The 21794-nt window shown below is 57.4% G+C and carries 17 protein-coding genes and 1 tRNA gene; 8 read left to right on the forward strand and 10 right to left on the reverse strand.

Annotated features, from left to right (window positions below; genetic code table 11):
• Positions 1 to 74: 74 nt before the first annotated feature.
• The 8 genes from H9Q10_RS11840 to H9Q10_RS11875 all read right to left on the reverse strand — a co-directional run bounded on the left by H9Q10_RS11840 (position 75) and on the right by H9Q10_RS11875 (position 6874).
• Entirely contained in the window at positions 75 to 569 is a 495-nt protein-coding gene (locus H9Q10_RS11840; protein ID WP_197904190.1) for a YqhG/Tai3 family protein, read from the reverse strand.
• Positions 570 to 703: 134 nt separating this feature from the next.
• The gene (purH, locus tag H9Q10_RS11845; protein ID WP_197904191.1) at positions 704 to 2284 is read right to left on the reverse strand and encodes a bifunctional phosphoribosylaminoimidazolecarboxamide formyltransferase/IMP cyclohydrolase; all 1581 of its coding nucleotides are present in this window, start codon (positions 2282 to 2284) and stop codon (positions 704 to 706) included.
• Positions 2285 to 2409: 125 nt separating this feature from the next.
• Positions 2410 to 2919: an SH3 domain-containing protein gene (locus H9Q10_RS11850; RefSeq protein ID WP_197904192.1), complete on the reverse strand. Its 510-nt coding sequence runs from the start codon at positions 2917 to 2919 to the stop codon at positions 2410 to 2412.
• Between the two features lie 118 nt (positions 2920 to 3037).
• Positions 3038 to 4654 (reverse strand): phosphoethanolamine transferase family protein, encoded by a 1617-nt coding sequence (locus H9Q10_RS11855; RefSeq protein WP_197904193.1) that lies wholly within the window; start codon positions 4652 to 4654, stop codon positions 3038 to 3040.
• A gap of 98 nt (positions 4655 to 4752) precedes the next feature.
• The gene (locus tag H9Q10_RS11860; RefSeq protein WP_197904194.1) at positions 4753 to 5388 is read right to left on the reverse strand and encodes a tetratricopeptide repeat protein; all 636 of its coding nucleotides are present in this window, start codon (positions 5386 to 5388) and stop codon (positions 4753 to 4755) included.
• A 53-nt stretch (positions 5389 to 5441) separates the two neighbouring features.
• Complete coding sequence (locus H9Q10_RS11865) at positions 5442 to 5972, reverse strand: SMI1/KNR4 family protein (protein ID WP_197904212.1); 531 nt, start codon at positions 5970 to 5972, stop codon at positions 5442 to 5444.
• Positions 5973 to 5974: 2 nt separating this feature from the next.
• Positions 5975 to 6667 carry a class I SAM-dependent methyltransferase gene (locus tag H9Q10_RS11870; protein WP_197904195.1) on the reverse strand — a complete coding sequence of 231 codons (693 nt, stop codon included), beginning with the start codon at positions 6665 to 6667 and terminating at the stop codon, positions 5975 to 5977.
• Between the two features lie 21 nt (positions 6668 to 6688).
• Positions 6689 to 6874 carry a DUF3460 family protein gene (locus H9Q10_RS11875; protein WP_197904196.1) on the reverse strand — a complete coding sequence of 62 codons (186 nt, stop codon included), beginning with the start codon at positions 6872 to 6874 and terminating at the stop codon, positions 6689 to 6691.
• 183 nt (positions 6875 to 7057) lie between these two features.
• On the opposite strand from H9Q10_RS11875, the gene pcnB reads away from it, so the two are divergent.
• From pcnB to H9Q10_RS11905, 6 genes are all read left to right on the forward strand, one after another.
• A complete protein-coding gene (gene pcnB, locus H9Q10_RS11880; protein ID WP_197904197.1) occupies positions 7058 to 8452 on the forward strand; it encodes a polynucleotide adenylyltransferase PcnB in 1395 nt (464 codons plus the stop codon).
• An 89-nt stretch (positions 8453 to 8541) separates the two neighbouring features.
• Positions 8542 to 8742 carry a hypothetical protein gene (locus H9Q10_RS11885; protein ID WP_197904198.1) on the forward strand — a complete coding sequence of 67 codons (201 nt, stop codon included), beginning with the start codon at positions 8542 to 8544 and terminating at the stop codon, positions 8740 to 8742.
• Positions 8743 to 9073: 331 nt separating this feature from the next.
• On the forward strand, positions 9074 to 10324 hold the full coding sequence (locus tag H9Q10_RS11890; protein ID WP_197904199.1) for an NAD(P)/FAD-dependent oxidoreductase: 1251 nt from the start codon (positions 9074 to 9076) through the stop codon (positions 10322 to 10324).
• A gap of 293 nt (positions 10325 to 10617) precedes the next feature.
• On the forward strand, positions 10618 to 11973 hold the full coding sequence (gene trhP, locus H9Q10_RS11895; protein ID WP_197904200.1) for a prephenate-dependent tRNA uridine(34) hydroxylase TrhP: 1356 nt from the start codon (positions 10618 to 10620) through the stop codon (positions 11971 to 11973).
• A 135-nt stretch (positions 11974 to 12108) separates the two neighbouring features.
• A complete protein-coding gene (gene imm45, locus H9Q10_RS11900) occupies positions 12109 to 12438 on the forward strand; it encodes an Imm45 family immunity protein (protein ID WP_197904201.1) in 330 nt (109 codons plus the stop codon).
• Positions 12439 to 12638: 200 nt separating this feature from the next.
• The gene (locus H9Q10_RS11905; RefSeq protein ID WP_197904213.1) at positions 12639 to 13823 is read left to right on the forward strand and encodes a sugar transporter; all 1185 of its coding nucleotides are present in this window, start codon (positions 12639 to 12641) and stop codon (positions 13821 to 13823) included.
• An 84-nt stretch (positions 13824 to 13907) separates the two neighbouring features.
• Here H9Q10_RS11905 and pflA read toward each other — a convergent pair whose 3' ends face one another.
• Positions 13908 to 14717 (reverse strand): pyruvate formate-lyase-activating protein, encoded by an 810-nt coding sequence (gene pflA / locus H9Q10_RS11910; RefSeq protein ID WP_197904202.1) that lies wholly within the window; start codon positions 14715 to 14717, stop codon positions 13908 to 13910.
• Positions 14718 to 15026: 309 nt separating this feature from the next.
• A complete protein-coding gene (gene pflB / locus H9Q10_RS11915; RefSeq protein ID WP_197904203.1) occupies positions 15027 to 17312 on the reverse strand; it encodes a formate C-acetyltransferase in 2286 nt (761 codons plus the stop codon).
• A 567-nt stretch (positions 17313 to 17879) separates the two neighbouring features.
• Here pflB and recB point away from each other — a divergent pair.
• Both recB and H9Q10_RS11925 read left to right on the forward strand, forming a co-directional pair.
• Complete coding sequence (recB, locus tag H9Q10_RS11920; RefSeq protein ID WP_238480204.1) at positions 17880 to 21563, forward strand: exodeoxyribonuclease V subunit beta; 3684 nt, start codon at positions 17880 to 17882, stop codon at positions 21561 to 21563.
• A gap of 154 nt (positions 21564 to 21717) precedes the next feature.
• Positions 21718 to 21793, forward strand: a tRNA-Gly gene (locus H9Q10_RS11925).
• Position 21794: the final 1 nt, after the last annotated feature.

Genomic DNA, 21794 nt, shown 5'->3' on the forward strand with positions numbered 1-21794 from the left:
TTTGTCAATGTGGGGCAGCTTGGCTATACGGTAAAGAAACGTAAAGGATTATTGACACGCAATAAGCTATCTTTTTAATGCTGCCCGGCCATTTTGGCAATACAGCGGCGCACGCTGCGTTTGAAGGAAACCGGGCGGTTTCCCGGTGTGGCGGTGTAGATGTCGTCGATGAGGCAGCGGCCGTTGGGGCGGCATTGCAGCACGAATTGCACTTGGGTGGCCGAGAAATCGCCGGGAAACTGCTGGAACAGGGCTTCCACGCGGCCGTTGGCCAGCGGCCGGATGGTCAAAGTGCGGTTCAGGCTGCCCCGGTCCCAATCCTGCCCGGCGATAATCGGGTCGTAGTCGATGCAGCCGACTTCGCCCGGCGGCGTGTGCCGCTTGTCTTCCCGATACACGGCTTTCAGGTCGGCGGAAAAGTGGCGCTCGGGGTGCGCGTGCAGGACGTTGCCGTTTTGATAGGGCGCATACAGGCTGCGTACCAGCGCCAGCTTTTGCGCGCGGAAGCCGTCTGCCACGGCGGTGGCGGCGCAGGCGGCCAATAGGGCGGCCAAGATGGATTTTTGCATGATGTTTCTCCTAGAAGGAGCAAGGGTTGCAGAGGGTTTTGCATCGTATCAGACAGGTAAGGCTACCTGAAAACCAGCTCCGCGCGTTTCTGCGAAGCTAAATTTTCAGGCAGCCTTTTGCTATGCGGCAAACCTTAATGGCGGAAATGGCGCACGCCGGTTACCACCATCGCGATGCCGTGTTCGTCCGCCGCGTCGAAGACTTCTTGGTCGCGCATGGAACCTGCGGGGTGGATGATGGCTTTGATGCCCTGTTCGGCAATCACGTCCACGCCGTCGCGGAAGGGGAAGAAGGCGTCGGAGGCGGCACACGCGCCGTTCAGGTCGAAACCGCCGTCCTGCGCTTTGCGTGCGGCGATGCGGGTGCTGTCCACGCGGCTCATTTGGCCTGCGCCGATGCCGTAGGTCTGTCCGCCTTTACCGAACACGATGGCATTGGATTTGACGTATTTGGCGACGTTCCAGACAAACAGCAAATCGTTCCATTCCTGCTCGGTCGGTTGGCGTTTGGAGACGACTTTCAAATCGGTGCGGCTGATTTTATGGATGTCGGGCGTCTGCACCAACAGTCCGCCACCGACGCGTTTGAGTTCGAAACGGTTTGCGCCCGCTTCCAACGGCACTTCCAAAACGCGCACGTTTTTCTTGGCGGCAGCGATTTCGAGGGCTTCGGCGGTGAATTTCGGCGCCATCAGGACTTCCATAAATTGGTTGTCGGTAATCTGTTTCACGGTTGCGCCGTCCACTTCGCGGTTGAAGGCGATGATGCCGCCGAACGCGCTGGTGGTGTCGGTCGCGTAGGCGAGTTTGTAGGCGGTCAATGTATCGGCTGCAACGGCGACGCCGCACGGATTGGCGTGTTTTACGATGACGCAGGCGGGCGCGTCGAAGGATTTGACGGCTTCCCAAGCGGCATCGGCATCGGCGATGTTGTTGTAGGACAGCTCTTTGCCTTGAAGCTGTTGATACGCGGCAAGGCTGCCCGCGGCGGGATAAATATCGCGGTAGAAGGCGGCGCGCTGGTGCGGGTTTTCGCCGTAGCGCATGTCCTGCACTTTAATCCAGCTTTGGTTGAATTGGCTTGGAAATTCGCCGATTTCAGGCTGCCCGTCCAATACCTCGTCCGAAATCGAAGTCAGATAGTTGGAAATCATGCCGTCGTATTGGGCGGTGTGGCTGAACGCTTTGCGCGACAGGTTGAAGCGGGTTTGGTCGGAAAGGCTACCTGAAATTTTCAACTCGCTGATAATGCTGTCAAAATCGCCGTTATCGGTAACGATGGCGACGTGTTTCCAGTTTTTCGCGGCGGAGCGCACCATGGTGGGGCCGCCGATGTCGATGTTTTCAATCGCGTCTTCCAGCGTGCAGCCGGGCTTGGCGATGGTGGCGGCGAAGGGGTAGAGGTTCACGCACACCAAATCGATGTTGCCGATGCCGTGCTCGGCCATTTTGGCGGTGTGTTCGGGCAGGTCGCGCCGCCCGAGGATGCCGCCGTGGATTTTGGGGTGCAGCGTTTTCACGCGGCCGTCGAGCATTTCGGGGAAACCGGTGTAGTCGGCCACTTCAATCACGGGAATGCCGACATCGGCCAGCAGTTTGGCCGTGCCGCCGGTGGAGAGGATTTCCACGCCCAAATCGTGTAGGGCTTGGGCAAAGGGCACGACACCGGTTTTGTCGGAAAGACTGATGAGGGCGCGTTGGATTTTGGGGAGCATGGGGATTCCTTTGTAGGTGGATGGTGGGAAGGGTTGAGGCTACCTGAAAGTGAGCAAAGCGAGTTTCTGGGGGGCTAAAATTTTCAGGTAGCCTTTATGGTTGGTTTCCATATTGGGCAGGCTGGTTAATCTATGCGGCGCAATTGGCTTTTGTGGATATAGCCTTGAAAGACGGCATCGTTGCCGTATTCGTCTTTTTCGGTATATGCGCCTTGGTTGTCGTAAAGCAGCCAACTGCCTTTGCTCAAGCTTGGCACGATTTGCACGCGCGTGCCGTTGGGCAGGGTTTTGATAACCGGGGCGCGGCCGGCGGGATACCATGGATCGATGCTGCGGACGTTGGCCGAGCCGTCGGGGCTGGCGACGATATAGTTCTGCACGATAAAGCCTTGGCTTTGGTGGACATAACCCGTGCGGTTGCCGTCCAGTTGGATACGGAACCACCTGCCCTGACTGCCTAGGATTTTGTGCTGCGGGCTCGCATAATTCAGCACAGCAAGGATTCTGCTGTGCGTGTTGGGCTCGGAGCGGATGTTGGCTGAGCCGTCGCATTCGGCGTTGGGCAGGAAGTAATCCGCAGCTTGGGCGGACAGGCTGGCGGGGGCAAGCAGGATGGTGAGGAGGAGGGTTTTCATTTTGGGTAAACAGTGCGGCGGGCAAGAGGCTACCTGAAAATATCGGCTTCGGCGGAGCTCAAACGAGTAAAGCGGTTTTCTGGGGGCTAAAATTTTCAGGTAGCCTTTTCTGGTGTGGTTATTTGGAGTGATGCGATTGCCAGTAGGGCCAATTGGCAGGCGGGACAAATTGATAGTCTGGATTTTCCCAGCCGGTAATCTTTAACCGTTCTGCTGCCTGCGGGGCAATGCGCAGTAACATATACTGATCCAGCAGGGAGGCATCAATAACTTTATCCCTTATTGCCCCTTGCGGTTTCATGCCGTCATACCACAGGATAACGGGGATTTTATAACCTGCTTCCGTAGTTGGGCTGTGCCCCGCATAGTCAATTTGATGGCCCACTTCGTTACCATGATCAGGTAGGAAGGTAAACGAGCGGAAGCCTGAGTTGTGTGACTGTTTTAGCATATCAAGCAGTGAGGTGGCGATATGGTCCTGATAGAGGACGCTGTTGTCGTATTCATTACGTAGATTGCGCACCCAAGAACCGATATGGTGCTGGTCTAGCTCCTGGGTTATTTTTTGTTCGGCCGCAGAGTCGGACTGTTGTGGGAAGTGATTGTATTGTTGGGGGTAGCGCGCGGAGTAGTTCGGATGGGAACCGATCAGGTGCAGGATAATCAATTTTCTTTCTGCGGGGTCTTCTAATGCTGCGCGGTAGTAGGGGAACAGTTCTTCGTCTTTTGAAAAGCTGCTGCGTCCCGAACGTTTGTTGTTATATACGGATTGGTCGGCAAACGATCCAAATAGTGAGGCAATGTAGGAATCATCTTGATTACTTATCCAAAAAACTTTATACCCTGCTTTTTTCGCGTAAGCCAGCAGGCTTTCTGTTGGGGTGGCATCCGGATTGCCGGGCGGTACGTCAGTCAGCATAGCTTTCATGGCACTGATTGTTGAAGGATAAGGGGAGTAGGCATTGCAAAATACGGTAAGTTCGTTTAATTGTGTCTGCAACTTGGGAGTAGTTTGCCGCGGATAACCGCAGATGCCTACATCGAAACTGGTTAGACTTTCGGAAATCACTAACACATGGGTTTGTTTGCCATCTGGAACGGTAATATTTTGTTGTTCTGCCTGCTTCAGCCATTGTTCATGCCATTTTGCATGTTCGGTTATGCTGTGGCGGAATTCCTGTATTTTTGCGTAATAATTAGCCCAAAAAATAACGGGAAATTTCACCCTATTAGGCTTGAGGGCATAAGCGGCAACCGACAGTAGTACGATTAAGGCAATGAATAATTTGTTTGCAATTCGTTTCCAAGGAGTGGTGAGGCGTTCTGGGAGCAAGGCTCGTTTACGCATCAGTTTCAGCATGATAAATAAATAAGCTGTTACCACGCTAATAAGTAGTATCGCGCATATACACAATTCGAAAGAATGGAAACGGATAAATTCAATGCTTTCGGTGAAGGTGGTGTTGGCGACTGCTTGGATAATAAAATAAGCATCAATACTGCTGTCGAATAGAAACCAACTGGCTGAGAAGACGGCACTACTGCCAAGAAACATTATCCACCACAGCCATGCGGCAGCAGTTAGCCAGAATTTTTGCTTACGTGCTGCATAAACAATCAAAAATATACCAGGCAGGGAGAGTGCGAATAGACGTAAGCCGTTTGGTGCGTCACCCGCTAGGGCAAGCAATCCGCCGGTTAAAATTGCTGGCAGAATTAGGAGTAATGAAATCATAACGGGTTCTTTCAAAATCGGATGATGAATTTCAATATAGTGCACAGGTAAGGGATATTTGAAAAACATGCATTCCAAAAAGCAGTTTTCAGGTAGCCTCAACGGTTATTCTGGATACGTTGGCCGGCGCGGCGGGCAGCGGGGCTGTTGGGGTAGGTTTGCATCAGTTTGCGCCAGGTGTTGCGGGCGATGTCGCGCTGCTGCATGCTCCATTGGCAGCTGCCTACGCTGTAGAGGGCTTCGGCGGCTTTGGGGTTGGCGGCGAAGCGGGTGGCGAAGCGTTGGCCGGTGAGGATGACGGATTCGCAGTTGCGCAGTTTTTCGTGGCTCTGCATGAGCAGGAAGAGGGCGTTTTGCTCGGTTTGGCCGCCGCTGCCGCTGCGCTCGGCAAAGCGCAGCTGGTGCAGGGCTTGGCTGTAGGAGCCGCTGCGGTAGAGCTGCTGGGCTTGGCGGTAGGCCTGCTCTTGCGGGTTTTCGGCGGGGGCGGGGCTGGGCTCGGCGGGGGCGCTGGTGCTGCGGCGGGCAGGGCGTGGGTGGGGCTGGTGGTGTTGCAGCTCGCTGATTTGTTGGCGCATCTCGGCGATTTGCCGTTGCAGCTGGCCGATTTGTTCGGTGTGGGCGTTGAGCTCGGCTTCAATGCGCTGCGGCGGGCTGCCGGCAGGGAGCGGGCCGGCGGGAGGCAGGGCGGTGCAGGCGGCGAGGCCGAGCAGGGCGGCGGGGGCAATCAGGCGCATGGTGTTTCCTTTATAGATGATAGGCACAGGTTGGATAAGGGCTACCTGAAAATTTAGTCTGAGAAGTTGTCTTCATGCTGCAAATGGCGGATAAAGGTTTCAAAGTCAGGCGCTAGTTTGATGATTTCATAATCCCGTTCCTGCTCTACCAAAACCACCTCCGGCTCGCCGTTTTTGCCGCATTGTCGGTAATCCAGCGCGAACATGGCGTGCCCGGCAGTAGGATCGTTGGCAAAATATACGCCGATGGGTGGGTATCCCCAATCTCCCAGCCACAGTTTCTGCCCCATTTCACCGCAAAGGCTGCCTGCCTTGCCTAAGCCGATACCCGATACTTCTTCAATCACCACATGGTTATCCGACCATGAGGTGGGTTGGGTGGTGGGATAGCATTTGTTGCGGAATGTGCCGCCGTTTTGTATCGCCATCAGTGCGATAAAGCTTTGTGGCAGCTTATAGCCTAATATCATTTCCACTTCGGCTAGGGTTTCTGGCGTAAACGGGGCTTCTTTATAATGTTTGTCGGCATAACCGTTTGGCTCCCATACGGAGGATAAGTCGAAATCTTGGAAAGGCTTGGTCATGGTCATGGGCATTCTCTTTCCTCGGGATGGCGTTTGCGCAGCAGGGTGAGGCCGTCGCCCAGGGGCAGGGTGAGGGCGGCTACGCGGGGGTCGGTTTGCAGGGATTGGTTGAAGGCGCGGATGCGTGCTATGGATTCGGGCTCGGGGGCGTTGGTTGCTTGGTAAACGCGGCCGCCGAGCAGGAGGTTGTCGATGGCGATGAGGCCGCCGGGGCGCAGCAGGGTGAGGCAGCGCTCGTAGTAGTGGGCGGTGGGGGGTTTGTCGGCGTCGATAAGGGCGAAGTCGTAGCTGCCGCTTTGGCCTTGCTCGATGAGTTGGTTGAGCGTGATGAGGGCGGGCTGGAGATGGAGTTGGATTTTGTGTTCCACGCCGGCTTCGCGCCAGAATTGGCGGGCGAGGCCGGTGTAGGTAAGGTTGATGTCGCAGGCGGTAATCGTGCCGTCTGCGGGCAGGGCGAGGGCGACGGCGGTGCTGCTGTAGCCGGTGTACACGCCGATTTCGAGGCAGCGTTTGGCGCCGATGAGCCGCACGAGGAAGGCGAGCAGCTGGGCTTGTTCGGCGGCGAGGTGCATTTTGCCCATGCGGTACTGCTCGGTGGCCTGCCGCAGGCGTTGCAAAACTTCTGCTTCGGGCGGGTTGATGGTTTTCAGGTAGCCTGAAAGCTCGGGTGGCAGGTGGGCGGTGGCTGCGGTCATGGCGCGGCGCGGGAGTGGGGTTTAGTAGGAATAATAGGTGTAGGGTTTTTTGGCGATTTTGCCGGCGGCAAAGTCGGCCTGCTCTTCGGGGTTGAGCTCGACGTCCCACAGCAGGCCGCGGTTTTCGAGGCGGCGCGCCTGCTCTTCGGGGTGTTCTTCGAGGTATCGGTTTAGAAATTGGGTGGCGTCGGATTGGTAGTGGTACATGGTGTGTGTTCCGTTGCGGTATTAGGGTGGGAAACGGGCGGTAAAAACGCGGGCGTATTATAGCGGAAAGCGCTTTGTTTGGCAGCCGTTGCGGCGAAAGGTTATACTTCGCGTTTTCCGTATAACACAGCGCCTGCCGCACATTGCAGGCTACCTGAAAAACAAGAATAGGGAACACGCCTTATGCTCACAAAATGGCTGCGCAAAATCCTGCCCGGCAAACCGGCCGCCGCCTCACTCAAGCAGGTGCTGCCGCCGACCGAACACGGCATCAGCCCTGACGGTATCAGTTATGCGGCGGAGAAAGTGGTGTCGCGGCTGCACCAGGCCGGATTTGAGGCCTATGTGGTGGGCGGCGCCGTGCGCGATCTGCTCCTGGGCATCGAGCCGAAAGATTTCGACGTGGCCACCAACGCCCGCCCCGAGCAGGTGCGCAAAGTATTCCGCCGCAGCCGCATCATCGGGCGGCGCTTTCAGATTGTGCACGTGATGGTGGGGCAGGAAACGATCGAGGTCACCACCTTTCGCGGCGGCAAGCGCCCCGCGCGGCAAAACGAACTCGGCCGCATCATGCAGGACAACAGCTACGGCAGCATGGAGCAAGATGCCGCGCGCCGCGATTTCACCTGCAACGCCCTCTATTACAACCCCGCCCGCCAAGAAATCACCGATTTTCACCACGGCGTGGCCGACATCCGCGCCAAGCGCCTGGTGATGATCGGCGATGCCCGCTCGCGCTATCAGGAAGACCCGGTGCGCATGCTGCGAGCCGCCAGATTGTCTGGCAAACTCGGTTTTCAGGTAGCCCCCGACACCGCCGCGCCGATTGCCGAATGCCTGCACCTTTTGCCCAAAGAGCCGCTCGCCCGATTGTTTGACGAAGTGATGAAGCTGCTGTTTTCCGGCGCCGCAGTAGATTGCCTGAAGCAAATGCAAACGCTGGGCATGGGCGGAGCCGCCGTACACCCGCTACTCACTTGCGCGCTGGAAAGGCTACCTGAAAACAACGGGCGCGGCATTGTTGCCCTCGCGCTGCACAGTACCGATAAGCGCCTGCGCGAAGATTTGGGCGTGTCGGTGGGCTTTGTGCTGGCGGCGGTATTATGGCCTCAGGTGCGCGAAAACTGGCAGCGCGGGCAGGCAGGCGGGCTCAAGCCCATGCCCGCGCTCAGTGCCGCCGTGGGCGATATGCGTGGCCGGATGGAAAAAGGCTGGGGCGTGCCACAGCGTTTTGCCGCCTCGATGCGCGAAATCTGGCTGCTCCAGCCGCAGTTCGAACACCGGCGCGGCGCCCGCCCCTTCCGCCTGCTGGCCCAGCCGCGCTTCCGCGCTGCCTACGATTTCCTGCTGCTGCGCGCCCAAGCCGGCGAAGCCGATCAGGCCGTGGCCGACTGGTGGACGTCTTTCCAGGAAGCCGACGAAGAGCTGCGCAAACAGATGATTCAAAGCGCCGAACAGCGCCCCGCCGCCGAAGGCGACGCCCCGGCCAAAAAACGCCGCCGCCGGCGCAAAAAGAAACCGGCTGCAGAGCAGGCAGGCGAGGTGCAGGCCATGCAGCGAGAAGGCTCGGCGGAATAGTGAGAAGTTTTCAGGTAGCCTGTTGAGGCAGAAAGGCTACCTGAAAAACGGCAACGGTTTTATCGTTGGAAAAAAGGAAAGGAAATATCATGAAACACAGATTACGTTACGCCCTGCTGGCTGCCATCGCGGCAGCGGCATTAAGCGCCTGCGGCGTGAGCGCCGGAGTGGGTGTAGGCGGCAGCCGCGACAGCCATGTGGGCATGCGCGGCTCGATGGATTTGAACAGCGGCAGCAGCAGCGTCACGCCCTACGGCAAAATCGGCGTGGGCGTGGAAGCCACGCGCTGATGCAAAACATGCTGCTTCCGGGCAGCGTGTTTTGCCTGGTTTGGGCGGCATAAACTGAAAACAGGCTACCTGAAAAACATTGGTTTCCATGGCTGAAGCCGAAATGATTTTTCAGGTAGCCTGTTTGCCTGTTTGTTGCAGGCCGTGGCTGGTTTTGGGGAAAACGGGTAAAATTTGTCCAATTCGTTTATAATCAAACCAGTGCTGCCGCTGTTCGGGCTGCCTGCCGGATTGGACGGGGTGGCGATGCGGGGCGCTGCAGAATATAAATAATGCCGGCCGGGGTTTCCTCAGGCTGTGGCGGAAAAATCAGTGGATATAAAGGGAAAATATGATTCAGCATTACGACGTCGTGATTATCGGAGCCGGCCCTTCCGGGGCGGTGGCGTCCGCTTTGTTGAACAAGCGGGGATTCAATGTGTGTGTGGTGGAAAAGCAGCATTTCCCGCGCTTTGTGATCGGCGAGAGCCTGCTGCCGCACTGCATGGAGCTGCTGCATGAAGCGGGCTTTCTGCCGGCGGTGCAGGCCGGCTTCGGCTTTCAGTATAAAAACGGTTTTGCCTTTTCGTGGGGCGAGCGCAACACCAGCTTTAAGTTTACCGATAAATTCTCGCCCGGCCCTTCCACCGCTTTTAACGTGGAGCGCGCGCGTTTCGACAAAATCCTGATTGACGAGGCCATCAAGCAGGGCGTGACCGTGCAATTCGGCGCCACGGTAAAGGCCTTCGACAACCACGGCGATTTCGCCAAATTGGTGGTGCAGCAGGAAGGCGGCGATCCCTATGTGTTGGGCGCGCGCTTCGTGCTGGACGCCAGCGGCTACCACCGCGTGCTGCCGCGCATGATCGGTTGGGACATCCCTTCTGATTTGCCCTTGCGCCACGTGCATTTCACCCACATCGACGACCACATCACCGACCCGGCCTTCGACCGCAACAAAAACTTGGTGTGCGTGCACCCCGAACACCGCGACGTGTGGCTGTGGCTGATTCCCTTCTCTAACGGCCGCGCCTCCATCGGCGTGGTGGGGCTACCTGAAAAACTCGGGCTGGAAAGCTCGGCGGTGATTTTGAAGAAATTCGCCATGGAAGTGCCGCTGTTGCGCCGTATTTTGAAAAACGCCCAGTGGGAAAACGACTTCCCCTTCATCTACCTGCCCGGCTATTCGGCCAGCGTGAAATCGCTGTTTGGCCGGCATTTCGCCCTGCTCGGCAACGCGGCGGAATTCCTTGATCCGGTGTTTTCCTCCGGCGTAACCATCGCCACCCATTCGGCCAAGCTCGCCGCCGACCTGCTCGCCCGCCAGCTGAACGGGCAACAGGTAAACTGGCAGGAAGAATTCGCCCGCCCGCTGATGTCCGGCGTGAACGTGTTCCGGCACTATGTGGAAGCTTGGTATTCCGGCACGCTGCAAGACATGATTTTCAGCAGCCAGCGCACGCCGGAAACCGACCGCATGCTCAGCGCCGTGTTTGCCGGCTATGTGTGGGATCAGAACAACCCCTATGTGCACGACGCCCAGCTCTTCACTTCGCAGATTTGGGAGGCCGCGCCCGAGCGCGACACCGCCGAAGCCGATTAGCCGCCGTTTTGCGTTATAATTCGCCCGACTGCTGCTTCTGCGGAAGCCGATATTTCTAGCTTTGCAGAAACTCCGCCTTGCTTCGCAAGACATCGTTTTAGCTTCGCAGAAACTCCGCCTTGCTTTGCAAGACATCGTTTTAGCTTCGCAGAAACTTAGCCTTGCTTCGCAAGACATCGTTTTCAGGTAGCCTGCTTTAAAGGCTACCTGAAAATCTTTAAGAGGCTACCTGAAAAATCCTGTGAAGCACACAACCCGTTCCAACAAACCTTAAGTTCCATTCCAAGCACACCATGAAATCCCCCGAACTCCTCCTCCCCGCCGGCGGCCCGGAGCGTATGCAAACCGCCTTCGACTACGGTGCCGACGCGGTTTACGCCGGCAGCCCGCGCTACTCCCTGCGCGCCCGCAACAACGAATTCGCCAAGCTCGACGTATTGCAGGCCGGCATCGCCGAAGCCCACGCGCGCGGCAAAAAGTTCTACCTCACCGTCAACACCCTGCCGCACAACAGCAAGCTCAAAACCTTCGTGGCCGATATGGAGCCGCTGATCGCGATGAAGCCCGACGCGCTGATTATGGCCGACCCGGGCCTGATCATGGTGGTGCGCGAACGCTGGCCGGATATGCCCGTGCACCTCTCCGTGCAGGCCAACACCACCAACTACTGGGGCGTGAAATTCTGGCAGCGCATCGGCGTGGAGCGCATTATTTTGTCGCGCGAACTCTCCATGGAAGAAATTGCCGAAATCCGCCAAGAATGCCCCGATATCGAGCTGGAAGTATTTGTGCACGGCGCACTGTGCATTGCCTATTCCGGCCGCTGCCTGCTCTCCGGCTACTTCAACCACCGCGACCCCAACCAGGGCACCTGCACCAACTCCTGCCGCTGGGACTACAAAGTGCACGATGCCGAAATCGACGAAATGGGCGACGCCCGCCTGCTGCAAGGCTTTGATTTCAATAAAGCCCAAGCAGAAGCCAACGCCGCCTTCGAAGGCATCAACGGCCAAGTGCGCCACCCCAAAGCCAACAAAATCTTCCTGATTGAAGAAGCCAACCGCCCTGGCGAAATGATGCCGATCATGGAAGACGAGCACGGCACCTACATCATGAATTCCAAAGACTTGCGCGCCATCGAGCAAGTGGCCAGGCTCGCCGAAATCGGCGTGGACAGCCTGAAAGTGGAAGGGCGCACCAAATCCGTGTATTACGTGGCCCGCGTGGCCCAGGCCTACCGCAAAGCCATCGATGACGCCGCGGCAGGCCGGCCGTTCGATTACAGCCTGCTGGCCGAGCTGGAAGGCTTGGCCAACCGCGGCTACACCAGCGGTTTCTTGGAACGCCACCAAACGCAAGACTACCAAAACTACCTCACCGGCCACTCCATCGCCAAACAAAGCCAATACGTCGGCCACGTTACCGCAATCGACGCCGAAGGCTGGGCCACGGTGGAAGTGAAAAACCGCTTTGCCGTGGGCGACACGCTGGAAATCATCCACCCGCAGGGCAATCAAACCATCGTGCTGCAAGCCATGAAACGCCGGGGCGAAGCGGCGGAAGTGGCACCCGGCAACGGCATCCAAGTGCAGATTCCCGATATGGTGGGCAAGGATAAGGCGCTGATTGCGCGGGTGTTGAACCCTTGATTCCGGCTGCGCCCCCAGTTGAGGCTACCTGAAAAATGGTTTGCGGTAATTTTTGCAACGGCCATGGTTTCGTTGAAACACCGTTTTTCAGGTAGCCTGTGTATCTGAATATTTCCACAAGGCGGTTGTGTAATTATGCAAAAATTGCTTGATTATCATGGTGATTTGAGGCGCGGGATGGTTTTGCGCCTGCCTGGTGCGTATCCGCATGAAGAATGGGTCGATTTGATGTTGGCCGAATTTCCCGATGGCGGCAGAAGGTTCGGCTTGCTGGTTGCCACCGGCCATAAGGCGGGGCTGGTGTTGGTGAAGTTGCCGCAAGAGGCGGAATTGGCTGGTGCGGCAGGAATCAGCCGGCAGTGGGTGGTGGAGAATTGGCAGCAATGGATATATGAAACTTGCCGTGCCGACGAGGTTTGCTTGATTGAACATTACCCCGTTCCCAAGCCGATTGAGGCTACCTGAAAAGTTGTTGCCGATACTGTGCCGCTTTGCAGAAACTGCGCCGTATTTTATTTTTTCAGGTAGCCTCAGGCGTGTTATCTGCTGTTATCCATCCTGCCGTTTCATCACTGCGCTTTGAGGCTACCTGAAAACGCAGCGCAGCGAAGTTTCTGTGAAGCTAAAAATCCTGCTTCACTTTCCCCGTTTTCCCCATGTTTAAAATGTTCAAACAACACCCCCACGCCCACATCCTGCTCGCCTATCTGCGCGTGTTTGCGCTTTCGGTGGCGGCTTTTGTGGTATGCACCACGGAATTTATCCCCATCGCCATGCTCACCGATATCGGGCAGGGCTTCGGTATGTCGGCTTCCGACACGGGCATCATGATTACGGTGTATGCCTGGGTGGTGTCGCTCGCTTCGCTGCCGCTGATGCTGTTGGTGGCGCGGGCGGAGCGCAGGCGGCTGTTGCTGGCGCTGTTTGCGGTGTTTGTGGCCGGGCATGCGCTCTCGGCGCTGGCGTGGAGCTTTCCCGTGCTGCTGGCTTCGCGCGTGCTGATTGCGGTAACCCATGCGCTGTTTTGGGCAATGACGGCTTCGCTGGTGATGCGTGTGGCGCCGATGGGGCGGCGGCAGCAGGCTTTGGGCTGGCTGTCGCTGGGCACTTCCATGGCCACGGTGTTGGGTTTGCCGCTGGGGCGGCTGGTGGGGCAGTGGCTGGGCTGGCGGGCCACGTTTGCGCTGATCGGCGTGCTGGCTTTGGGTGTGATGGTGCTGCTGGCGAGAATCCTGCCGCGCTTGGAAAGCCGCAATGCGGGCTCGCTCGCCAGCTTGCCGCTATTGGCGAAACGCCCGCGCCTGTTGGGGATGTATGCGATGGCGGTGCTGGCGGTGAGCGCGCATTTCACGGCGTATAGCTATATCGAGCCTTATGTGCTGGAGGTAACGCATATGCCGCCGGACACGGCCACGCTGGTGCTGCTGGTGTTCGGGCTCTCGGGCATGGCGGCGAGCTGGCTGTTTGCGCGTTTCTACCCGAAACACCCGCAGCCCACGTTGCTGCTTTCAGCTTTGCTGCTGGTGGTGTCGCTGCTGCTTCTGCGGCCTTTGGGCGGCAGCGAGGCGGCGATGTTTGCGCTGGCGCTGGCGTGGGGCATCGGCATTGCGGTGCTGAGCCTGAGTATGATTGCGCACGTGATGCGCTATGCGCGGGATGCGACGGATGTGGCCAATGCGATTTATTCGGGCAGCTATAATGTGGGCATCGGCGGCGGGGCGCTGCTGGGCGGAGTGGTGATGCGGCATTGGGGGTTGGGCGCGCTGGGCTGGGTGGGCGCGGCTCTGGCTGTGGCGGCGCTGGCGGTGTTCGGCTGGGCGCAACTGGGATTTGCGGAAAAGCAGGATTGAGGCGGGCTGCCTAGGAGGGGAAAAGGCTACCTGAAAACTTTGATTGGGTTTTCAGGTAGCTTTTATGCTGTGCGATACGGTGGCTTACAGGATGATTTCCTTGCCATAGCCTTCTAAAATCTCTTTGATTTTCAACACGGTTTCTTTGGGCGGGGGGTGTACGCCCTTGAGCTTGTATTCGTCGCCGCAGAGCTCCCACTTGTAGGCGCCGAGCTCGTGGTAGGGCAGGATTTCCACGGTGTCCACGTTGCCCATGTCGGCAATGAATTCGCCGAGCAGGTGGGCGGAACGTTCGTCGTCGGTGTAGCCGGGTACGACGACGTAGCGCACGCGGGTGGGCTGCTTGCGTTCGGCCAGGTATTTGGCAAAGCGCAGGGTTTTGGTGTTGGGGATGCCGACGAGCACTTTGTGGATTTCGGGGTCGATTTGCTTTAAATCGAGCATGACGAGGTTGGTGTGGTCGAGCAGGTCTTCGAGGATGCGGTCGTAGTGCAGGGCGTAGCCGTTGGTGTCGAGGCAGGTATGGATGTTGTGCTCGCGGCAGGCGACGAACCAGTCGCGGACGAAGGGGTATTGCAGCAGGGGCTCGCCGCCGGTGGCGGTAACGCCGCCGCCAGTAGCGCGGAAATAATGTTGATAGGAAAGGACTTTCTTCATCACTTCGGGCACAGTGAGCTTTTGTTCTTTGTCGGTGTGCCTGTCCCAGGTGTCACGGTTGTGGCAGTAGAGGCAGCGCATGAGGCAGCCCTGCATGAAGAGGACGAAGCGGATGCCGGGGCCGTCTACGGCGCCGCCGGTTTCGATGGAATGCACGTAGCCGATGCCGTTGTAGAGCTTGGGATTGACTTCGTCGTTGGGGTCGGCGGGGACGGGCTGGATGGGGATGGTGGGCATGGCGTTGGGGGTGGTTTGGGTTGTGGGGATGGGCTATGGTTTTATTTTTCAGGTAGCCTCTTTTGCCTGCGGAAAGGCTACCTGACAATCAGGGTAAGGCGGGCTGCGATTATAGCTAATTTATGGGCGGATTGCCTGAAAAACCAGTCGGATATTGCCGGATATTTTTAACTTCGTTGAAGCTCGCGCTTTCAGGTAGCCTATGGGTGCGCCAAGAGGCTACCTGAAAAATATCGGGCGGGGAAAATAAAAGTGCCGGAAACTTGTTCCGGCACTTTCTTTCTTCACTTCAGCACGTTTGCCATCGGGTTACATGTGGCTGGTGAAGGTGCGGGTTACCACGTCTTGCTGCTGCTCGCGGGTGAGCGAGTTGAAGCGCACGGCATAGCCGGACACGCGGATGGTGAGCTGCGGATATTTTTCCGGATGATCCATGGCTTCCAACAGCATTTCGCGGTTGAGCACGTTCACGTTCAAGTGCTGGCCACCTTCGACTTCGCCGGCTTCGTGGTGGAAGTAGCCGTCCATCATGCCGGCCAGGTTGCGTTCGCGTGAGCTTTCGTCTTTGCCCAGCGCGCCGGGGATGATGGAGAAGGTGTAGGAAATACCGTCTTTGGCAAACTCAAACGGCAGTTTGGCTACGGAGGTGAGCGAAGCCACGGCACCGTTCACATCGCGGCCGTGCATCGGGTTGGCACCCGGGCCAAACGGGGCGCCTGCGCGGCGGCCGTCGGGAGTGTTACCGGTTTTCTTGCCGTACACCACGTTGGAAGTGATGGTGAGCACCGACTGGGTCGGGATGGCGTTGCGGTAGGTCGGGTGGGTGGCCACTTTCTTCATGAAGCGCTCTACCAGGTCGCAGGCGATGCTGTCCACACGGTCGTCGTTGTTGCCGAACTGCGGGTATTCGCCTTCGATTTCGAAGTCTACGGCAATGCCGTTTTCGTCGCGGATCGGTTTCACTTTGGCGTATTTGATGGCAGACAGGGAGTCGGCAGCCACAGACAGGCCGGCAATACCGCAGGCCATGGTGCGGCGTACGTCGCGGTCGTGCAGCGCCATCAGGGCGGCTTCGTAGCTGTATTTGTCGTGCATGTAGTGGATGCAGTTCAGCGCGGTCACATACTGGGTGGCCAGCCAATCCATGAATTTGTCCATGCGTTCGAACACGGTATCGTAGTCGAGCACTTCGTCTTTAATCGGCTCGGTTTTCGGGCCGACCTGGTCTTTGGATTTTTCGTCCACGCCGCCGTTGATTGCGTACAGCAGGGTTTTGGCCAAGTTGGCGCGCGCACCGAAGAACTGCATGTGCTTGCCGACCACCATCGGGCTCACGCAGCATGCGATGGCGTAGTCGTCGCTGTTGAAGTCGGGGCGCATCAGGTCGTCGTTTTCGTATTGGATAGACGAAGTATCGATGGACACTTTGGCGCAGAATTCTTTGAAGCCCTGCGGCAGTTTTTCAGACCACAATACGGTGATGTTCGGCTCGGGAGACGGGCCCATGTTGTACAAGGTGTGCAGCACGCGGAAGTTGGTGCGGGTTACCAGTGTGCGGCCGTCCAAGCCCATGCCGCCGATGGATTCGGTGGCCCAAATCGGGTCGCCGGAGAAGAGCTGGTCGTATTCGGGGGTACGCAGGAAGCGAACCATGCGCAGCTTCATCACCAAGTGGTCGATGAATTCCTGAGCCTGAGTTTCGGTGATCACGCCGTTTTTCAGGTCGCGCTCGATGTAGATATCCAAGAAGGAAGACACGCGGCCGAAGCTCATGGCGGCGCCGTTTTGCGATTTCACGGCGGCAAGATAGCCGAAATAAGTCCATTGGATGGCTTCTTGCGCATTTTTGGCCGGGCCGGAGATGTCGTAGCCGTAGGAAGCGGCCATTTCCTTCATCTGCTTCAGTGCGATATGCTGTTCGTTGATTTCTTCGCGCAGGCGGATAACTGCTTCCAAGTTTTTGCCGGCTTCCAAATCGGGCTGCAGGGAATGATATTGCTCGGTTTTATCGGCCATCAGGCGATCGATACCGTAGAGAGCCACGCGGCGGTAGTCACCGATGATGCGGCCGCGGCCGTAGGCATCCGGCAGGCCAGTGAGCACGCCTGATTTGCGGCAGCGGCGGATATCGGGGGTGTAGACATCAAACACGCCCTGGTTGTGGGTTTTGCGGTATTTGGTGAAGATTTCTTCTACTTCCGGATTCAGCTCCACGCCGTAAATCTTGCAGGAATCCTTCACCATTTTCAGGCCGCCGAAGGGCATGATGGAGCGTTTTAACGGCTCGTCGGTTTGCAGGCCAACGATGGTTTCCAAATCTTTGTCGATGTAGCCGGGGCCGTGGCTGGTGATGCCGGATACCACTTGAGCGTCGATTTTGTAGGGGGCGTGGGTTTTGTTTTCAACCTTGATGCCTTCCATCACTTCGGCCCACAGCTTGGTGGTGGCTTCAGTGGCGGGAGCCAAGAAGCTGCCGTCGCCTTCATAGGGCGTGTAGTTTTTCTGGATGAAATCACGCACATCAATGTGGTTTTCCCAGTTACCGCCAACAAAACCTTCCCATGCGGCCGGGCGTTCTGCTACTGATGTAGCCATAATCGAACCTCCTGATTAGTTAGTAAAGAAACAACGTGAAAAAACTTATATCTACAACCTAGCAAGGATAGCATTATCCGTGCCGTTTTGGTGGATAAACTCTAAATATTTGAGCAATGTTTGGCTTAAATCAAAGTTCGCTAAAAATGCCTTTGCCATTCAGTATGTTGAATAGCTTTATATTTTCAGCAACTTTATGATTTAACTCAAAAAATCCAGTAACACTATTATATAGGCATTATCCCAAATCTCAATGGCCTTTCCAAGTGTCGATGTTAATGGTTAGGCAAATTTTCTGTCAGGATAATCAACGGTATAGAGCATACACCGCTTTTTACATTTCTATACGTATCCGCAGGTGTCTGCGCGTAAACGCAGCCGGTTGGAAACCTGCCCGACATCGGCATGAACTTCACATTTTCAGGTAGCCTCTGCCACATACTTGCGGCAAGACAGACTGCCCGCCAGCCCGTACAATAGCGCCGGTACGCCGGCCACGGAAAAGGCTACCTGAAAAATTACCGCCAAACCGCAACGCCGGGCAACCGCAAATACAGGAAGATACAAATGATGCAGGATTTTCAAGTCACACAGCTGCCGCTGCCGCCTCAAGGAACATACCTCATCGAAGCCTCCGCCGGCACCGGCAAAACCTACAGCATTGCCGCCTTGTTTACGCGGCTGGTGGTGCTCGAAGGCTGGGCGCCGGAAAACATCCTCGTGGTCACCTTTACCGAAGCGGCCACCGCCGAGCTGAAAAACCGGCTGCGCGCCCGCCTCGGCGAAGCGCTGGCCGCCCTGCAAAGCGAAGAGCCGAGTGCCGACGAATTCCTGCAAAACCTGCTTGCCGAAGCCCTGGCCAAACAGGAACGCGGCACGCTCATCCTGCAATTGCAAGCCGCACTTTCCGGCTTCGATACCGCCGCCATCTATACCATCCACGGCTTTTGCCTGCGCGTGCTCGGCGACTACGCCTTTTTGTGCGGCGTGCCATTTGAGCTGGAAACCGGCCCTGCCGACCCCGCCGCCCGTCTCGTGGCCGCCCAAGATTTCTGGCGCGAACACGTGGCCGATCACCCGCAAAACGCCGAATTGGCCGTTGAATTCAAGCTCACCCCCGCTTCCGTGCTCGCCGAATTTTCAGGTAGCCTCAAACGCCCCTTTCTGGATTACAGGCTACCTGAAAACGAATTGCCAGAAGTATTAAAAAGTTACAATACTGCTTGGCAGAAAGTATGCCAGAGTTTTGATGAAATTGAAGCCGCATATGACCGAGCCTTATCACAAATAGACAAATCAACTTTTAATAAAAAAGTTAATAGCCTGCTGGAAGAGCTTAAACAACTGGCACAAAAAATAACTTTGCCTGAGTTCACAAAACAAAAAGAAAAAGAAACAGTTAAATACTTACTTTATTTTGAAACCGAATTTTTGCGCAGCAAACTTAACAAAAACTGCCGTCTCGACGACGCCGACATCGCCGCCCTCCAACCCTTGGCCGAACTCGGCCGCTGCCTGAGCAAACTCGATCTTGCCAAACAACAAGCCGCCATCCGCCTCAAGCTCGAATGCCTAGGCTACCTGAAAACCCGTTTGCAGGAAGACAAACGCCGCAGCACCCGCCGCGACTACGACGACCTGCTGCTCGACGTCCACGCCGCGCTCACCAACCCCGAGCGATCCGAGCAGGCCGCCGCCCTCGCCCAAACCCTCGCCGCAAAATGGCGCGTCGCCCTCATCGACGAATTCCAAGACACCGACCCCCTGCAATACGCCATCTTCCACACTGCCTTCATCCGCCAAGGCGTGCCCGTCTTCCTCGTGGGCGATCCCAAGCAAGCCATCTACGGCTTCCGCGGCGCCGACATCCACGCCTACCTCGCCGCCGCAGCCCACACCGCCCCCGAACAAAGCTACACCCTCGCCACCAACTACCGCAGCCACAGCCGCCTGGTAAACGGCATCGGCCACCTGTTTGCCCCCCGCCCGCAGCCCTTCGTGCTGCCACAGATTGCCTACCCAAACGTGCAGGCCAAACGGGAAAACAGCCTGCTGCAACCGCCGCCCGAAGCTGCCATCGCCGTGCGCTGGCTCAACCCCGCCGCAAACGGCAATCTGCCCAACAAAGACCACCTGCGCGAGCTTTCCGCCGACTACTGCGCCCGCGAAATCGCCGCCAAACTGAACCAAGCATTTTCAGGTAGCCTCTTGATTGAAGACAAAGACAGCGGGGAACACAAACCGCTGCATCCCGGCCAAATCGCCGTATTGGTGCGCAAGCATAACCAAGGGGAAATGGTATCGCGCGCGCTCAAACGCCGCGGCGTGCGCAGCGTATTGTTGCAGCAGCAATCCGTGTTCGATACGCCTGAAGCCGAAGCCATGCATGCCCTCCTGCTGTTCTGGCTCGCCCCGCAGCACACCGAACACCTGCGCTTCGTGCTCGGCGGCATACTCTACGACCGCACCGCCCACGACTTAGCCGCACTCAACGGCAGCGAGCAGCAGCTGGCCGAGTGGATAAACCGTGCCGCCGAAGCCGCCGAAGTCTGGCAGCGCCACGGCATCTACGCCGCCCTCACCCGTTTCGCCCGCCAAAGCGGCCTCGAAGCCCACCTGCTCTCCACCCGCAACGAACGCAGCTTCACCAATTTCTGGCAGCTGGCCGAAGCCCTCGCCCTTGCCGCCGCCGAACAAAGCTCCCCCGCCGCCCTCACACAATGGCTGGCCGCGCAAATAGCCGACAACACCAACAATCAAGAACACCAGCTGCGGCTGGAAAGCGACGAACACCTGGTCAAAATCGTTACCATGCACGCCGCCAAGGGCTTGGAATACCCGCTGGTATTCTGCCCCTTCGTGTGGGATGCCAGCGATAAAAAATTGATTAAAGACTGGAACATCATCCGCCAAGACAACGGCCGCAGCCAACTGCTCGCCAAAACACAACTGGACGATACCGCCAAGCAGCAACTCTTCGCCGAAGATCTCGGCGAGAACCTGCGCATCCTATATGTCGCCCTCACCCGCGCCCGTGAACAGCTCGTTATCTACGCCGCCCCCTGCAACAACACCCCCGAAAACACCTTCGCCTACCTCCTCGCCGACCCTGCCATAGGCGACTGCCACGCCGTCCGCAGCCACTGGAAAAACCTGGAAGGCCAAGCCCGTATCGATTCCCTGCGCCAAGCCTGGCAACACCGCATCCAAAGCGCCCCGCCCGGCTGGCTGCAATGGCTGGAAGACGAGCCGCCCGAAGCCCACTACCGCGCCAGCGACGCACAGCAAGGCAGCTACCGCGCCCTCGAACTGCCCGAACGCCCCCTGCAATCCATCCGCCACACCAGCTTCACCGGCCTGAGCCGCCACAGCAACGCCACCGAAGAGTGGCTACCTGAAAAAATCCTCGCCGACGAAAACACCGAATCCGAAAGGCTGGCTGAAAGCCAAAGCAACGAGTTTCTGCACAGTCAAAACGAGCAAAACGAAAGCCACCTTTTTTCAGGTAGCCTGCACAAACAAGGCGAACCCCAACCCAAAGAACCCGAAACCGCCCTGCTCGCCTTCCCGCGCGGCACCGGCCCTGGCATCTGCCTGCACAGCATCCTCGAGCAAACCGAATTCACCCTGGCCCCCGCCGAACAAAGCGAAAACTACGCCGCCATCCTCGCCCAACACGGTTACGACGCCGAACAAGCCATGTCCGTCGTGCTGGAAATGACAGAAGCCGTGCGCCAAACACCGCTGCTCGGCGAGATGCGGCTGGCCGGCATTCCCGCCGACAACCGTTTGGCAGAAATGGGCTTTGTGCTGCATATGCAAGATTTCGGGCTAGAACGCCTGCGCCGCTGGTTTGCCCGCGCCGACATTAGGCTACCTGAAAATTCCACCGGCCACTTGCCCCAGCTCGACTTCCACACCGTAAACGGCTTCCTCAACGGCTTTATCGACCTGATTGCCGCCGACGGGCAAGGCAACGTGTGCGTTATCGACTACAAAACCAACCACTTGGGCGACCACCTGGCCGACTACAGCCAAGCCGCCATGAGCGCCGCCGTGAGCGAACACCACTATTATCTGCAGGCGCTGATTTACACCATCGCCACCGCACGCTACCTGAAACAGCGCCAGGCACTGCCCGAAGCCATACACGTGCGCTACCTGTTTGTACGCGGCCTGAATCCGCTTGGGCAGCAAGGCATTTGGCGTTGGGATATCCCCGTTTCAGCGTTGCAGGAATGGCTGAAATAAGCCGAACGCGGAAAACAGCTCGGCGAAGCGTTGCAAAATCTGCATAAATAACAAAAGCCAAGAAAGTCTTTGCCGCCGGATATTGACTATTGGCTAAAACTCCCTATAATATGCCGCCTTCGTGAGTACGGCGGCAGCCGGAAAACGCAGTAACGCGGGAATAGCTCAGTTGGTAGAGCGCAACCTTGCCAAGGTTGAGGTCGCGAGTTCGAGACTCGTTTCCCGCTCCAA

The sequence above is a fragment of the Eikenella glucosivorans genome (genome assembly GCF_016025525.2).
In the GTDB taxonomy this organism is placed as follows: Bacteria; Pseudomonadota; Gammaproteobacteria; order Burkholderiales; family Neisseriaceae; genus Eikenella; species Eikenella glucosivorans.

Bases quoted from the DNA above. Each gene is read 5' to 3' on its own strand.
- H9Q10_RS11840 (WP_197904190.1), bottom strand. From the start codon at position 569: ATGCAAAAATCCATCTTGGCCGCCCTATTGGCCGCCTGCGCCGCCACC.
- purH (WP_197904191.1), bottom strand. From the start codon at position 2,284: ATGCTCCCCAAAATCCAACGCGCCCTCATCAGTCTTTCCGACAAAACC.
- H9Q10_RS11850 (WP_197904192.1), bottom strand. From the start codon at position 2,919: ATGAAAACCCTCCTCCTCACCATCCTGCTTGCCCCCGCCAGCCTGTCC.
- H9Q10_RS11855 (WP_197904193.1), bottom strand. From the start codon at position 4,654: ATGATTTCATTACTCCTAATTCTGCCAGCAATTTTAACCGGCGGATTG.
- H9Q10_RS11860 (WP_197904194.1), bottom strand. From the start codon at position 5,388: ATGCGCCTGATTGCCCCCGCCGCCCTGCTCGGCCTCGCCGCCTGCACC.
- H9Q10_RS11865 (WP_197904212.1), bottom strand. From the start codon at position 5,972: ATGACCAAGCCTTTCCAAGATTTCGACTTATCCTCCGTATGGGAGCCA.
- H9Q10_RS11870 (WP_197904195.1), bottom strand. From the start codon at position 6,667: ATGACCGCAGCCACCGCCCACCTGCCACCCGAGCTTTCAGGCTACCTG.
- H9Q10_RS11875 (WP_197904196.1), bottom strand. From the start codon at position 6,874: ATGTACCACTACCAATCCGACGCCACCCAATTTCTAAACCGATACCTC.
- pcnB (WP_197904197.1), top strand. From the start codon at position 7,058: ATGCTCACAAAATGGCTGCGCAAAATCCTGCCCGGCAAACCGGCCGCC.
- H9Q10_RS11885 (WP_197904198.1), top strand. From the start codon at position 8,542: ATGAAACACAGATTACGTTACGCCCTGCTGGCTGCCATCGCGGCAGCG.
- H9Q10_RS11890 (WP_197904199.1), top strand. From the start codon at position 9,074: ATGATTCAGCATTACGACGTCGTGATTATCGGAGCCGGCCCTTCCGGG.
- trhP (WP_197904200.1), top strand. From the start codon at position 10,618: ATGAAATCCCCCGAACTCCTCCTCCCCGCCGGCGGCCCGGAGCGTATG.
- imm45 (WP_197904201.1), top strand. From the start codon at position 12,109: ATGCAAAAATTGCTTGATTATCATGGTGATTTGAGGCGCGGGATGGTT.
- H9Q10_RS11905 (WP_197904213.1), top strand. From the start codon at position 12,639: ATGTTCAAACAACACCCCCACGCCCACATCCTGCTCGCCTATCTGCGC.
- pflA (WP_197904202.1), bottom strand. From the start codon at position 14,717: ATGCCCACCATCCCCATCCAGCCCGTCCCCGCCGACCCCAACGACGAA.
- pflB (WP_197904203.1), bottom strand. From the start codon at position 17,312: ATGGCTACATCAGTAGCAGAACGCCCGGCCGCATGGGAAGGTTTTGTT.
- recB (WP_238480204.1), top strand. From the start codon at position 17,880: ATGATGCAGGATTTTCAAGTCACACAGCTGCCGCTGCCGCCTCAAGGA.